This window comes from Pseudomonas sp. DR 5-09 (assembly GCF_001655595.1).
Taxonomy (GTDB): Bacteria; Pseudomonadota; Gammaproteobacteria; order Pseudomonadales; family Pseudomonadaceae; genus Aquipseudomonas; species Aquipseudomonas pharyngis.
The window spans coordinates 3,786,813-3,800,029 of sequence record NZ_CP011566.1 but is presented as its reverse complement, the minus strand read 5'-3'; the positions used below and the strand labels follow the sequence as shown (position 1 = coordinate 3,800,029).

Here is a 13,217-nt window from a genome sequence, read left to right as displayed (position 1 = left end):
TGTTATAAGGTAACGCAAATTTTACGGCCGCTTTCGGGCGGTTGCATCGATCAACCTTTCGATTGCGATACTTCCATGACGATTGCGGTTCCCCGTTCTGCCCCCTCGGCGACTGGCCGGTTGCTGTCCATTGATGCGTTGCGTGGCCTGGTGATTCTGTTCATGTTGCTCGACCACGTGCGCGAAACCTTTCTGCTGCATCGTCAGGTCACCGACCCGATGGACATCGCCAGCACGGAACCGGCGCTGTTCTTCAGTCGCACCCTGGCGCATCTGTGCGCGCCGGTGTTCGTGCTGCTGACCGGGTTGTCGGCGTGGCTGTTCGGGGAAAAGTATGCCGGCAAGGCTGACGTCAGTGCCTTTCTGTTCAAGCGCGGTTTGTTTCTGGTGGCGCTCGAATTCACCCTGGTGAATTTTGCCTGGACGTTCCAGCTGCCACCGACTGTGATCTACCTGCAAGTGATCTGGGCGATCGGCCTGAGCATGATCGCGCTGTCGCTGCTGGTCTGGCTGCCACGCTGGCTGTTGTTGACGCTGAGCCTGGCGATCATCGCCGGGCACAATCTGCTCGACGGACTGCACTTCGCAGCGGAGTCGGCGCTGCACATACCGTGGGCGATCCTGCATGACCGGGGCTGGATCGAGGCCAGCGAGACTTTGCGTCTGCGCACCTCGTACCCGTTGTTGCCGTGGATCGGCGTGATCGGGTTGGGTTACGCGCTGGGGCCGTGGTTCGCTCGTGCGGCCGATGCCGGGGTGCGTCAGCGCCGTTTGTTGATCGGTGGCATCACCGGTTTGCTGGGCTTTGTGGCACTGCGGCTGGTCAACGGTTACGGCGAGAAACCCTGGGCCTTCGGTGACAGCGGTGTGCAAACCCTGATGAGTTTTTTCAACATCACCAAATACCCGCCGTCGCTGTTGTTCATCACATTGACGGTGAGTGTCGGACTGTTGCTGTTGCTGGTGTTCGAACGCGCACAGGATCGACGCTGGATTCGCTGGCTGACGGTGTTCGGTTCGGCACCGATGTTTTTTTACCTGCTGCACCTGTATGCGCTGAAGGTGCTGTACCTGATTGGCGTGGCGCTGTTCGGGCTCAATCAGGGCACGTATTTCGGTTTCTCGTCGGTGACGGCGGTGTGGCTGGCGGCGATGGTGCTGGCGGTCGCGTTGTTCCCGGCCGTGCGCTGGTTTTCGGCATTGAAGGCCCGGCGTCGCGACATTGCCTGGCTGAAGTATCTGTAGAACGGCTCAGCCCGTTTTGCCATCGCGGGCATGGCGGGCGAAGTCGATAAACGCCTTGAGCGGCGCCGGCACATGGCGCCGGCTCGGGTAATACAGGTGCAGACCCGGATAGTACGGGCACCAGTCCGCCAAGACCTGCACCAGACGCCCGGCCGCGAGGTGCTCGCTGACCATGTCTTCGAACACATAGGCCAATCCCAGACCTTGCAACGCCGGGCCGACCATCAGGCTGACATCGCCCAGGGTCAGCGGGCCGTTCACTTCGATTTCCTGAACGATGCCACCGCGTTCGAATTCCCAGCGATACAGCGCGCCGCTGGGAAAACGGTGACGGATGCAGGGCAGGGTGTGCAGATCCTCCGGTTTTTGCGGTGCGGCGTGCCGTTCCAGAAACGCCGGTGAAGCGACCACCACCGAGCGCAAGGTCGGGCCGATCGGCAGCGACACCATGTCCGCCTCCAGCCGATTGCCGAACCGCACCCCGGCATCAAAACCGCCGGCGACGATATCCAGCAGCGCATCGCTTTCGACCACTTCCAGGCGGATATCCGGATAGGCCTGAAGGAACGCCCCGGCAATCGGTAGCAGGACCAGTTCGCAGGCCTGGCGCCCCGCAGTGATGCGCAGGTTGCCGGAAGGTTTGTCGCGAAAGTGATTGAGGTCTTCGAGCGCGTCGTCGATATCGCGAAACGCCGGTTTCAGCCGCGCATATAACCGCTCGCCTGCTTCGGTTAGGGCCACACTGCGAGTGGTGCGATTGAACAGACGCACGCCCAGGCGATTTTCCAGAGCGCGCAATGAATGGCTCAGCGCCGACGGTGTCAGGCCCAGATCCACCGCCGCACGGCTGAAATTCAGGTGCTGGGCGATGCAAAGAAAGATCGACAGATCCGCCGTGGACGGGTTTTTCATTTGTGAGCACCTTTCACAAAGTCATGCAAATTTGCTGGGATTATCACATCAGTAGCACGGCTTTAAAGTCGACTCAACTCATCAAGAAGGCCCGGCAATCTCGCCAGGGTCACCGACAGGAGGAGTTGATATGCGTACCTGGCTGATTACCGGAGCTTCCCGTGGTTTTGGCATCCTTATCGCCGAACAGGCCCTGCGTGCCGGTGACGCGGTGATTGCCACCGCCCGCAACCCGCAAGACATCACCGACCGCCTCGGCGATCACCCGAACCTGCTGGCGGTGCGGCTGGACGTCACTCGCGAAGAGGAAGCCCATCAAGCGGTGGCACAGGGCATCAAGCGCTTCGGCCGCATCGACGTGCTGATCAACAATGCCGGCTTTGGCGTGTTGGGCGCCGTCGAAGAAACCAGCGCCAGCGAAACCGAGCGCCTGTTCGCCACCAACGTGTTCGGCCTGCTCAACGTCACCCGCGCCGTGTTGCCGCACATGCGCGCCCAGCGCAGCGGACGGGTCATCAACATCTCGTCGATTGGCGGTTATCAGGCCTACGTGGGCTGGGGTGTCTACGGCTCGACCAAGTTCGCAGTGGAAGGCATCAGCGAAGCGCTGCATCAGGAACTGGCGCCGCTGGGCATTCATGCCACGGTGGTCGAACCGGGCTTCTTCCGCACCGACTTCCTCGACGAGCAGTCGCTGCTCAAGACCGCGCTGGTGCTGCCGGACTACGACGAAACCGTTGGCAAGATGCGCACCTTTGCCGAAGCTGCCAACCATGCGCAACCGGGCGATCCGCTGAAGTTTGCCGAAGCGATGCTGGCGCTGGTCAATGCGCCGAACCCGCCGCAGCGGCTGGCGCTGGGCAGCGACACGGTTGCACGGATCGAAGCGAAGAATCGTTTGGTGGCGCAGGAATTGGCCGAGTGGAATGAGCTGGCGTTATCCACGGATTTCAAGGACTGAAACAAGACCTGTGGGAGCGGGCTTGCCCGCGAAGGCGGAGTGTCAGGCACCTTAAACGGAGACTGACTCTCCCTCTTCGCGGGCAAGCCCGCTCCCACAGGGTTTATCGGATCGACCGGATCAACGGCGATCCAGCCATATCGTCTGCGCATTGCAGAACTCGCGCACGCCGAAGTGCGACAGCTCGCGGCCGAAACCGCTTTTCTTCACGCCGCCGAAGGTCACGCGCGGGTCGCTGGCGGAGTAGCCGTTGATGAACACGCCGCCGGTTTCCAGTTCGCTGGTCAATTGCTGGGCCAGGGCGACGTTGGCGGTGTAGATCGTGGCGGTCAGGCCGAACTCGCTGTCGTTGGCCAGGGCCACGGCGTGAGCGCAATCCCGAGCGGTGATGATCGAGGCCACCGGGCCGAACAGTTCCTGCTTGAACGAAGTCATGCGGTCGGTGACGTCGGCCAGTACGGTCGGCTCGTAGTAGTTGCCCGGGCCTTGGGCCTTGCCGCCGCCGAGCAGCAGGGTGGCGCCTTCTTCGAGGGTGTCGCGCACTTGTTGATCGAGTTCGTCACGCAGGTCGAAACGGGCCATCGGGCCGATGTAGTTGTCGGCGGACAATGGATCGCCCATCTTCAACTGGCGGGTGGCTTCGACGAATTTGCGGGTGAATTCTTCGACCACACCTTCTTCGATGATCAGGCGTTTGGCGGCGGCGCAGACTTGCCCTGAGTTCTGGTAACGACCGATCACCGCCGCTTGCACGGCTTCGTCGATATCGGCGTCATTGAGCACGATAAACGGATCGGAACCGCCCAGTTCCAGTACGCATTTCTTCAGCGCCGCACCGGCCTGTGCACCGATGGCCATGCCGGCGCGGACGCTGCCGGTCAGCGTTACGGCGGCAATGCGCGAATCGGCAATGGCGGTCGAAACGCCTTCCGGGGTGACGTTGATCACTTCGAACACGCCATCGGCAAAACCGGCGCGGGTGAAGGCGTCGCGCAACAGATAGGCGCTGCCCATCACGTTCGGCGCATGCTTGAGCACGTAGGTGTTGCCGGCGATCAGTGCCGGGACGGCGCCGCGCAGCACTTGCCAGATCGGGAAGTTCCACGGCATCACGGCGAGGATCGGGCCGAGCGGACGGTACTCGATGCGCGCCTTGCCGCCTTCGACCAGCGTCGCTTCGGCGTTGAGCATGGCCGGGCCGTGTTCGGCGTACCACTCGCAGAGCTTGGCGCATTTCTCGATTTCGCCACGGGCCTGGGCGATCGGCTTGCCCATTTCCCGGGTGATCATGGTCGCCATGGCTTCGCTGCTGTCCCGCAGGGCGCCGGCCAGCGCGGTCAGGGCGCGGGAGCGGTCTTGCAGTGGCTTGCGTTTCCACTTGTTGAAGCCGAATGCGGCGCGGGTCAGCGCGGCGTCGAGAGCTTCGGCGGATTCGAAGGCGTAGTGACCGATCTGCTCGCCGGTGGCGGGATTGATCGAGATGGCGTGGGTCTGGCTGGAAATCGGGCTCATGGCATCGTCCTGCGAGGTCAGTGGATGCGCTCAGAGTAGGGTGGCGTTTGTTTTCTGGAAACTGAATAATAAAGAGCGTTTCTTTCACGATTGGAGAATGATGATGGATCTGGTGCAACTGGAAATCTTCAAGGCCGTTGCCGAGCACGGCAGCATCAGTGCGGCGGCGGCGCAGATCCATCGCGTGCCGTCGAACCTGACAACGCGCATCAAGCAGTTGGAGGAGGACCTGGGCGTCGACCTGTTCATCCGTGAGAAAAGCCGCTTGCGCCTGTCACCGGCGGGCTGGAGTTTTCTCGAGTACGCGCGACGCATTCTCGACCTGGTACAGGAAGCCCGCGCCACGGTGGCCGGCGAGGAACCGCAAGGCGCTTTCCCGCTGGGGTCGCTGGAAAGTACGGCGGCGGTGCGGATTCCCGGTTTGCTGGCGACCTACAACCAGCAACACCCGAAGGTTGATCTGGACCTGTCGACCGGGCCGTCCGGGACGATGATCGACGGTGTGCTTTCCGGGCGCCTGGCGGCCGCGTTCGTCGACGGCCCGGTCCTGCACCCGGCGCTGGAAGGCATTCCGGCGTTCGAAGAAGAAATGGTCATCATCTCGCCGCTCCATCACGGGCCGATCCAGCGCGCGGCGGACGTGAACGGCGAGAACATCTATGCCTTCCGCTCGAACTGCTCCTATCGCCATCACTTCGAAAAATGGTTCAGCACCGACGCTGCGGTGCCCGGCAAGATCTTCGAAATGGAGTCCTATCACGGCATGCTCGCCTGCGTCAGTGCGGGTGCCGGCCTAGCTTTGATGCCGCGCAGCATGCTGCAAAGCATGCCCGGCTGCGCGACGGTCAGCGTATGGCCGCTGGCGGCGGATTTCCGCTTTCTGACGACGTGGCTGGTATGGCGGCGGGGTACGGTTTCGCGCAGTCTGAGCATGTTTGTGCGTTTACTGGAGGAGCGCGGTGTGGTGCGTGCAGAAGAGAATTGACGCTCTGGGTTCGGGTCTTCTCCATGAAGACCTGCTCATTTGATTGAAAAGCGTGCCCGGTTCGGTGATTCGCCGAACCGGGCATTTTTCATTGGCCGTCGATGCTGCGGGGCAGGTCGAGTGGATTGGCGTCGCGCAACACCTCCGGCAGCAATGCATCGGGAAAGCCCTGATACGCCACCGGCCGCAAAAAACGCTCGATCGAGGTCCTGCCGACCGAGGTGAAGCGGCTGTCCGACGTGGCCGGGAACGGGCCGCCATGTACGGTGGCGAAGGTCACTTCCTGCGGATGGGCGAAGGCGTTGACCACGATGCGTCCGGTGCGGCGCTCGAGGATCGGCAGCAGACGCCGGGCCAGATCCAGATCGCGGTCTTCAAGGTGAATGGCTGCGCTCAGTTGGCCCTTGAACGAGCGGGCAACTGCCAGCAGTTCTTCCTCATCGCTGACCGTCACCAGCATTGCAGCGGGGCCGAACACTTCATGGGCCAGTGCGGTTTCGTTGAGAAAGTGCTGGCCACCGACTTCCAGCAACGCCGAGCGGCCCTCAAACGGGCCATCCGACGGCGCGCCGACCGCCACCAGATTCGCCCCCACGCTTTCCATTGCAACCAGCCCTTTGACGTATGAACCGTGAATCTCCGGCGTCAGCATCGTGCGCGCCGGCGCTTCGCTGACTCGCTTGATCATCGCGCTGCGCAACGCTTGCAGACCTTCGCCCTCGACCGCGATCAGGATCGATGGACACAGGCAGGCTTGGCCGACATTCACCAGCATCCGCTCGACAAAGCCATCGCCGATCTCACTGCCACGCGCGGCCAGCGCGGCGGGCAAAATGAAGGTCGGGTTGACGCTGGTCATTTCGGTAAACACCGGGATCGGATCAGGCCGTGATTGAGCGCGACGATAAAGCGCCATGCCGCCCACCTCTGAACCCGTGAACGTTACTGCTTTAATCAAGGGATGATCGACCAGCGCTTCACCGATGGCGTTACCACCACCGCGCACCATGGAGAAAACGCCTTCATGCAAGCCATGCGACTGCACCGCTTTGCGGATGGCGCGCGCCTGAATTTCCGATGTACCGGGATGCGCGTTATGTGCCTTGAGAATCACCGTCGCCCCGGCCGCGAGTGCCGACGCAGTGTCACCGCCGGCCACCGAATAGGAGATCGGAAAATTGCTCGCACCGAAGATTGCCACCGGGCCGATGGCGATTTTCTGCAGGCGATGATCCATTCGGGGTCGCGGCTGACGCTCCGGCTGTGCCGGGTCGATTGCCAGCTGCAGGAAGCGCCCCTTGCGCACCACCTCGGCGAACTGGCGAAACTGGGTCGCAGCTTTGGTGGCTTCGCCTTCCAGTTGAGCCTTAGGCAGACCGGTTTCCAGGGCAGCGCGGGCGGCCAGTTCCTCACGGACGGCGTCGAGGTTGTCGGCGATGCTTTCGAGAAACGCCGCACGTTCTGCCAGCGAGGTGTGGCTGTAGGTGTCGAATGCCGCGTCGGCGAGGGTAGCCGCCTGATCGACCTGGGCCGTACCACCGAAGGCGAATTCCGGCTCGATCAGCGTGTTGGTTGCCGGATTCAGCGCCTTCATCGTGCCCTCAGTGGCGGGTACGTCAGCGGCGCCGATCAGCAGGTGGCCGGTCAGACTCATTTCGTTTCACCTTGCGACTGAAGAGTGGCGATCAGTTCGTCCGTGGTGGTGATGACATGAGCGAAGGTCGGGCCGTTGAGTTCGTGGGCGGCGTGCATCATTTCCTCTTTAAACGCGGCGGTCGCATCGCGCACCAGCGTGACGTGGTAACCGAGTTCCGAAGCGTAACGGGCGGTGGCTTCGATGCAGGTGTTGGCCAGCAGGCCGACGATAATCACGTGGGTGATGCCTTGCTGTTTCAGGCGAAAATCCAGGTCGGTGTTGGCGAAACCACTGGAGCCCCAGTGTTCCTGAACCACGATGTCGCCGTCCTTCGGTGCGAAATCCGGGTGCCATTCACCGCCCCATTCGCCGCGCGCAAAGTGGTGCATGTGCATGATCTTTTGTTGGGTAGGGGTTGGGTGATCCCAGTTCTCGTAGTCGCCTTTGACCCAGCGATGATGCGGTACGATGACCACCGGAATCGGCAGGGCCCGCACGGCGTGATCGAGTTTGCGCAGGTTGTCGAGCAGTCCGTTCTGCTCGGCCATCGGTTTGAGCAGCGGAAAGATCTTGCCGCCCTCGGAGAGAAAATCGTTGTACGGATCGACCAGCAGGTAGGCGGTTCTGTCGAGCGGATAAAGAGGTTTCGACATGACGATGTACTCCGGCAATGAGAGTGATCGATGCTCAGGGCTTGTTCCCGCATCGTGTTGATATGATAATCATAGTAACTGTGTAAGAGGCAAGCCCTGATGGCTGTAAACGATAGTCTTCCTGAGACCCTGTGCCCGATTTCCCGGGCCGAGTTGATCGTCGGCGACCGCTGGACGGTGCTGGTTTTGCGCGAATTGTTCATGGGCAGCCATCGCTATGACGAGATCCTGGCGCAGACCGGCGGCACGCCGCAGATGGTCGCCGCCCGTCTGAAAAGCCTGGAGGCGGACGGACTGGTCGAGCGCCGCTTGTACAACGAGCGGCCGAAACGCTACGAGTACCACCTCACCGCAAAGGGTGAGGCGTTTTACCCGGTGGTGATCGCGCTGCGCGCCTGGGGCGAGACCTGGTGCAAATCGCCGGAGGAGGGGCTGGCGGTGAACATGACCCACAAGAACTGCAACCACAGCGCCGGCCTCGGACCGATGTGCTATCACTGCGGTGAAGTGTTGCGCCGTGAGGATTTGATCAGCCAGCCGCAAGAGGCGTACGCCGCGGAACGACAGGCGCGGCGTGAGGCGTTCAAAAACAAATGACTGAAATCACGGCGTGCCATTTCGTCCGTGCAATCGGTAAGCGGGGTGTTGGCTCAGGCGTTCGTAATAAGCGCTCACTGCGGGCAGGTGCGGATGCTCCAGCGGCGTCTCGAACCAGCGATTGACCGACAGGCCGATAGGGATGTCGGCGAGGGAAAACTGCTCGCCGCTGACATAGGCGCCGGTTTTTTGCAGCTGCCGGTCGAGGATCTCCATGTGCCTTGCCCACTCCCGGCAACCGGTCGCGAGAGCAACGCTGTGCTGATGCGCAGGTGACTTGCGTACCAGCGACATGAACGCGTAAGACCAGGATTTGTTCAGCTCCGAAGCCTGCCAGTCGATCCATTGATCCACCTGCGCGCGGGCACGCGCCTCGCTCGGGTAAAGTTGCTCGCCGACGTAGCGCGACGCCAGGTAGCGAATGATCGAGTTCGATTCCCACAGCGTGAAGTCATCGTCCTGAATCACCGGCACCATCGCGCAGGGATTGAGTGCGAGAAACTGCGGCGTCAACGTTGATTGAAAACCTGAGCCCCAGTCTTCGCGTTCGAAGGGAAGATTCAGTTCAGCACAGGTCCACAGCACTTTGCGCACATTGATCGATGAGGCTTTGCCCAGAATTCGCAGCATTGGATTTCCATCTCCGGTTGTCGTCGGGCGTAAAGAAATAGCACAACGCAAAGCAGAAGGCCCGCGAACAGCGGGCCTTGTTGGTGCATCGAGTCAATCTCAGAGACTGCCCGCCAGTTTCTCGGAGGTCAGCCGCCGCCGATAAGCACTGTCACGGGTCGCCAGCCAGAAATACAGCGGCGAAGTCACCAGCAAGCCAACCAGCCACGACAGGTCCGCGCCGTTGATGTGCGCCGACACCGGCCCGACATACAGCGGCGTGTTCATGAACGGAATCTGCACCGCGATACCGATCGCATAGGCCAGCAAGGCCTGCGGGTTGTAACGACCGTAGATGCCGCCATCGACCTGGAAGATCGAGCCGATGTCGTACTGGCCTTTGTGGATGGCGTAGAAGTCGATCAGATTGATCGCGGTCCACGGCACCAGTACGACCAACAGCACCAGCACCATGTCGACGAAGTGGCCGATGAAGTCCGCCGAGGCGCCGACCGCAGCGAAGCAGCAAGCCAGCAGGACGATGATCGAAATCACTGCGCGGCTCTTGGCAGTTGGAATCCAGCGGTAGGCGAAGGTCTGCACCAGCGTGATCAGCGACAGCACCGCGCCGTACAGGTTGAGGGCGTTGTGGCTGATGACGCTGATCAGAAACAGCACCAGCATCAGCGGGCCGATGGCGCCGGTGGCGAGTTTCACCGCGTCCATGGTGTCCATGCCCACCGGGGTTGCCAGCACGGCGACGGCGCCGAACACGAACGACAGGCTCGAGCCCAGCGCCGATCCCAGATAGGTCGTCCAGAAGGTCGCCGCCACCGGCACGTTCGCCGGCAGGTAACGCGAGTAGTCCGACACGTAAGGCGCAAACGCGATCTGCCACAGCGCCGCCAGCGACACCGTTGCCAGCCATCCCGAAAGGTTGAAGCTGCCGCGCGTGAGGAAATCATCGGTCTGGATGTGGGTGAGGATGTAGCCGAAACCGATCACGATGCCGATCCCCAGCACCCAGGTGCCGATGCGGTTGAGCACGTGGATGAAGCGGTAACCGATGATCCCGATGATCCCCGAACCCAGCGCACCGATGACGATGCCGACGGGCACTGGAACGCTGTCGACCACGCCATGCAGGGACTTGCCGGCCAGCACGATGTTGGAGGCGAAGAAGCCGATGTACATGACGCCGGCAATCAACACCACCAGCAGCGCGCCGAGGGAGCCGAATTGCGCGCGGCTCTGGATCATCTGCGGGATGCCCATCTGCGGGCCTTGCGCCGAGTGCAGCGCCATCAGCACACCGCCGACCAGATGGCCGACCAGAATGGCGACGATGCCCCACACCAGATTCAGGTGAAACAGTTGCACGCCGAGAGCGCCGGTGACGATGGGCAGCGGCGCGATGTTGCCGCCGAACCAGAGGGTGAACAGATCCCGAACCTTTCCGTGGCGATCTTCGGGCGGCACGTAGCCGATCGTGTGTTTTTCAATGAGCGGTGCAGACGTTGATGCAGAGGTGGTCATGACGAACTCCAAGGCAAGGACGAGTACGTGGACGTACTTCAGTGAGCGCCGGCACGGACGGCGCATTTCTTGTTGGGGTGATCATGGGCAAGGAAAGGGCAGAGATAAATTAGTAGTTTTGTTGCTTCAGGCGTTAAAAAAACGAGGCTCTCCGGTCAGCTGAAAACGCTCTGCCTCGGGCGTTCTAGCGCCATGAACGACAATGCAGCTGACCTCCATCGGAGCAGCTGTCTGTCGGTGAACCGGCGGCTTGGCTGCGGATTTAAATCCAGCAGCCAGGCGTTTTTTCAGAGGCGAATCGACACCAGCATCCGTTGCAGCATCGCATCGCAGGCCGTGAGCTGATCGACGCTGACGAACTCGTCCGGCTTGTGGCCCTGATCCATGCTGCCGGGGCCGCACACCACCGTGGGAATCCCCGCCGCGTCGAACAATCCGCCTTCGGTGCCAAAGGCCACGGTGCCGAAATCGTCCGAGCCGCAGAACGTGGCGATCAGTTCCGCAGCCTTGCTCCGGGCATCTGTGGCCAGCCCCGGATACGCCGACAATTCGCTGAAACGGATATCGCTCTGCTCGCTGACGGCTCGCATTCGCGGCAGCATTTGCTGTTCGGCGTAGGCCTTGAGTTGCTGCGCGACCAACGCCGGGTCCTGCGAGGGCAGGGCACGGATTTCGAAGTCGAAACGGCAATCGGCGGGGACGATGTTCAACGCCTTGCCACCGCCGATCACGCCGGTTTGCACCGTGGAATACGGCGGGTCGAAACGCGGATCGAGGTGTTCATCCTTGAGTTGGCGACCGATGCGTCCCAGCTCGCCGATCAGCTCGGCGGCGCATTCGATGGCGTTGACCCCAAGTGGCGCGTAAGCCGAGTGACAGGCGTGACCCTGGACATCGCAGCGCATCGCCAGTTTGCCCTTGTGCCCGAGCACCGGTTTGAGTTCGGTCGGCTCGCCGATGATGCACAGCAGCGGTTTCACTGGACGTTGCTCCAGCACCTTGAGCAACGAGCGCACGCCGAGGCAACCGACCTCTTCGTCGTAGGACAGGGCGATGTGCACCGGCAGGCGCAAAGGTGCTTCGATCAGCGACGGCACCAACGCGAGCACGCAGGCGATGTAGCCCTTCATGTCCGCCGTGCCTCGTCCGTAAAGCTTGCCGTCGCGCTCGCTGAGTTCGAACGGCGGTAGCGTCCATGGCTGGCCATCGACCGGCACCACATCGGTATGCCCCGACAGCACGATGCCCGGCTGATCGGCCGGGCCGATCGTGGCGAACAGGTTGGCCTTGCTGCGCTCATCGTTGTAGATCAGTTCGCACGGCACATCGAAGCTTTCGAGATAGCTGCGCACTAAGTCGATCAATTGCAGGTTGGACTCGCGGCTGGTGGTATCGAACCCCACCAGCGTCTTGAGCAACGCGACGCTGTTGCTCATCGATCGTCTCCGGCGACTCCATAACCCGGCGCCTTTGCCGGATCGAGGGCGCGGTCGATGTAGTCCTGAAGCTGCGGACGATAGGCGTCCCAGAGTTTTTGCAGTTGGCCGATCGGGTCCTCATCGGCCCAGTCCACCCGCAGGTTGACGATGGGCCAGGTCAGCTCACCGACCACGACCACGGCTGCCGAATGCACCGGGCCCGCTTCACCGCCCAAGGCCTGGGCGGCGTGCAAGGCCTTGATCAGGCGATCGGCCAGTTGGCCTTCGCCGTCCTCGAACGCGCTGATCATGGCTTCGATCACTGAGCGCCCGGCGAGCATGTTGCCGGCCGCCACGCATTGTTCGCCGGACACGGCGTTGTGTACGCCCAGGGTTTGCGCACCACTGAAATGCGCGGTCTGGCCGAGGTGGTTGATCGCCGTGATCTGCCGGTACTGGCTGTAGCCGTTGCGGGTCAGCACCTTGTCCAGTGCAGCCTCGGGTGCCAGGCCTTGTTCCATCAGGACAAGCACTTCCGGGCCGAGCGACGGCAGGGTGATGTTCTGGCTCGACACCGCGCCAACCCCCGGCAACAGCCACGGGCAGCGGGCGCCGACGGCGATGCTGGAGGAGCTGATGGCGATGCCGAACTGACCGGTTTCGGGGCAACGGGCGGCGATGGAAAATGTCATGTGTGGCCTCCTTTCGCTAAGGTCGAATTACTCGGGGATCACCGCAACCACATCAATCTCCATCAGCCATTGCGGCTGACCCAAGGCCGACACCACCAGCCCGGTGGAGATCGGGAACACGCCTTTCAGCCATTTGCCGACTTCCTGATACACCGGCTCGCGGTAGCGCGGGTCGATCAGGTAAGTGGTGGTCTTGACGATATGGCTCAGGTCGCTGCCGGCCTCTTCGAGCAATTGCTTGACGTTGCGCATCGCCTGTTCGGTCTGCGCGCGCGGGTCGCCGAGGCCGACCAGTTCGCCATCGAAATTGGTCCCGACCTGACCACGCACATACACGGTGTTGCCGGCGCGCACAGCCTGGCACAGGTCATTGTCCAGGGTCTGGTTCGGGTAGGTGTCCTTGGTGTTGAACATACGGATGCGGGTGTGGGTTGGCTGACTCATGTGCGGCTCCTGACGAA

General features: G+C 62.0%; 13 protein-coding genes. 4 read left to right on the top strand and 9 right to left on the bottom strand.

Annotated features, from left to right (window positions below; translation table 11 throughout):
• Positions 1 to 75 precede the first annotated feature (75 nt).
• The gene (locus PDR5_RS16880; protein WP_064597337.1) at positions 76 to 1,245 is read left to right on the top strand and encodes a DUF1624 domain-containing protein; all 1,170 of its coding nucleotides are present in this window, start codon (positions 76 to 78) and stop codon (positions 1,243 to 1,245) included.
• A gap of 6 nt (positions 1,246 to 1,251) precedes the next feature.
• Here the strand turns inward: PDR5_RS16880 and PDR5_RS16875 are convergent, their stop codons facing one another.
• The gene (locus PDR5_RS16875; protein ID WP_064597334.1) at positions 1,252 to 2,157 is read right to left on the bottom strand and encodes a LysR family transcriptional regulator; all 906 of its coding nucleotides are present in this window, start codon (positions 2,155 to 2,157) and stop codon (positions 1,252 to 1,254) included.
• A 130-nt stretch (positions 2,158 to 2,287) separates the two neighbouring features.
• On the opposite strand from PDR5_RS16875, the gene PDR5_RS16870 reads away from it, so the two are divergent.
• Positions 2,288 to 3,118 carry an oxidoreductase gene (locus tag PDR5_RS16870; protein WP_064597330.1) on the top strand — a complete coding sequence of 277 codons (831 nt, stop codon included), beginning with the start codon at positions 2,288 to 2,290 and terminating at the stop codon, positions 3,116 to 3,118.
• Positions 3,119 to 3,238: 120 nt separating this feature from the next.
• On the opposite strand, the gene PDR5_RS16865 is transcribed toward PDR5_RS16870, so the two are convergent.
• Complete coding sequence (locus PDR5_RS16865) at positions 3,239 to 4,630, bottom strand: aldehyde dehydrogenase family protein (RefSeq protein WP_064597327.1); 1,392 nt, start codon at positions 4,628 to 4,630, stop codon at positions 3,239 to 3,241.
• 103 nt (positions 4,631 to 4,733) lie between these two features.
• Between PDR5_RS16865 and ptrR the strand changes: the two genes are divergently transcribed.
• Positions 4,734 to 5,615 (top strand): putrescine utilization regulator PtrR, encoded by an 882-nt coding sequence (ptrR, locus tag PDR5_RS16860; protein ID WP_064600875.1) that lies wholly within the window; start codon positions 4,734 to 4,736, stop codon positions 5,613 to 5,615.
• Between the two features lie 88 nt (positions 5,616 to 5,703).
• Here the strand turns inward: ptrR and PDR5_RS16855 are convergent, their stop codons facing one another.
• The gene (locus PDR5_RS16855; RefSeq protein WP_064597325.1) at positions 5,704 to 7,269 is read right to left on the bottom strand and encodes an aldehyde dehydrogenase (NADP(+)); all 1,566 of its coding nucleotides are present in this window, start codon (positions 7,267 to 7,269) and stop codon (positions 5,704 to 5,706) included.
• Complete coding sequence (locus tag PDR5_RS16850) at positions 7,266 to 7,904, bottom strand: isochorismatase family cysteine hydrolase (RefSeq protein ID WP_064597323.1); 639 nt, start codon at positions 7,902 to 7,904, stop codon at positions 7,266 to 7,268. The genes PDR5_RS16855 and PDR5_RS16850 overlap by 4 nt, the downstream gene beginning before the upstream one ends.
• Positions 7,905 to 8,003: 99 nt before the next feature.
• On the opposite strand from PDR5_RS16850, the gene PDR5_RS16845 reads away from it, so the two are divergent.
• A complete protein-coding gene (locus tag PDR5_RS16845) occupies positions 8,004 to 8,501 on the top strand; it encodes a winged helix-turn-helix transcriptional regulator (RefSeq protein ID WP_064597321.1) in 498 nt (165 codons plus the stop codon).
• A gap of 6 nt (positions 8,502 to 8,507) precedes the next feature.
• Here PDR5_RS16845 and PDR5_RS16840 read toward each other — a convergent pair whose 3' ends face one another.
• From PDR5_RS16840 to PDR5_RS16820, 5 genes are all read right to left on the bottom strand, one after another.
• A complete protein-coding gene (locus tag PDR5_RS16840; RefSeq protein WP_064597319.1) occupies positions 8,508 to 9,131 on the bottom strand; it encodes a glutathione S-transferase family protein in 624 nt (207 codons plus the stop codon).
• A gap of 99 nt (positions 9,132 to 9,230) precedes the next feature.
• Complete coding sequence (locus tag PDR5_RS16835; protein ID WP_064597316.1) at positions 9,231 to 10,646, bottom strand: purine-cytosine permease family protein; 1,416 nt, start codon at positions 10,644 to 10,646, stop codon at positions 9,231 to 9,233.
• A gap of 287 nt (positions 10,647 to 10,933) precedes the next feature.
• Positions 10,934 to 12,082 (bottom strand): acetylornithine deacetylase, encoded by a 1,149-nt coding sequence (gene argE / locus PDR5_RS16830; RefSeq protein ID WP_064597314.1) that lies wholly within the window; start codon positions 12,080 to 12,082, stop codon positions 10,934 to 10,936.
• A complete protein-coding gene (locus PDR5_RS16825) occupies positions 12,079 to 12,756 on the bottom strand; it encodes a DUF1028 domain-containing protein (RefSeq protein WP_064597313.1) in 678 nt (225 codons plus the stop codon). Before PDR5_RS16825 ends, argE begins: the two co-directional genes overlap by 4 nt.
• Positions 12,757 to 12,783: 27 nt before the next feature.
• Positions 12,784 to 13,200 (bottom strand): RidA family protein, encoded by a 417-nt coding sequence (locus tag PDR5_RS16820; protein ID WP_007950460.1) that lies wholly within the window; start codon positions 13,198 to 13,200, stop codon positions 12,784 to 12,786.
• Between the last annotated feature and the right edge of the window lie 17 nt (positions 13,201 to 13,217).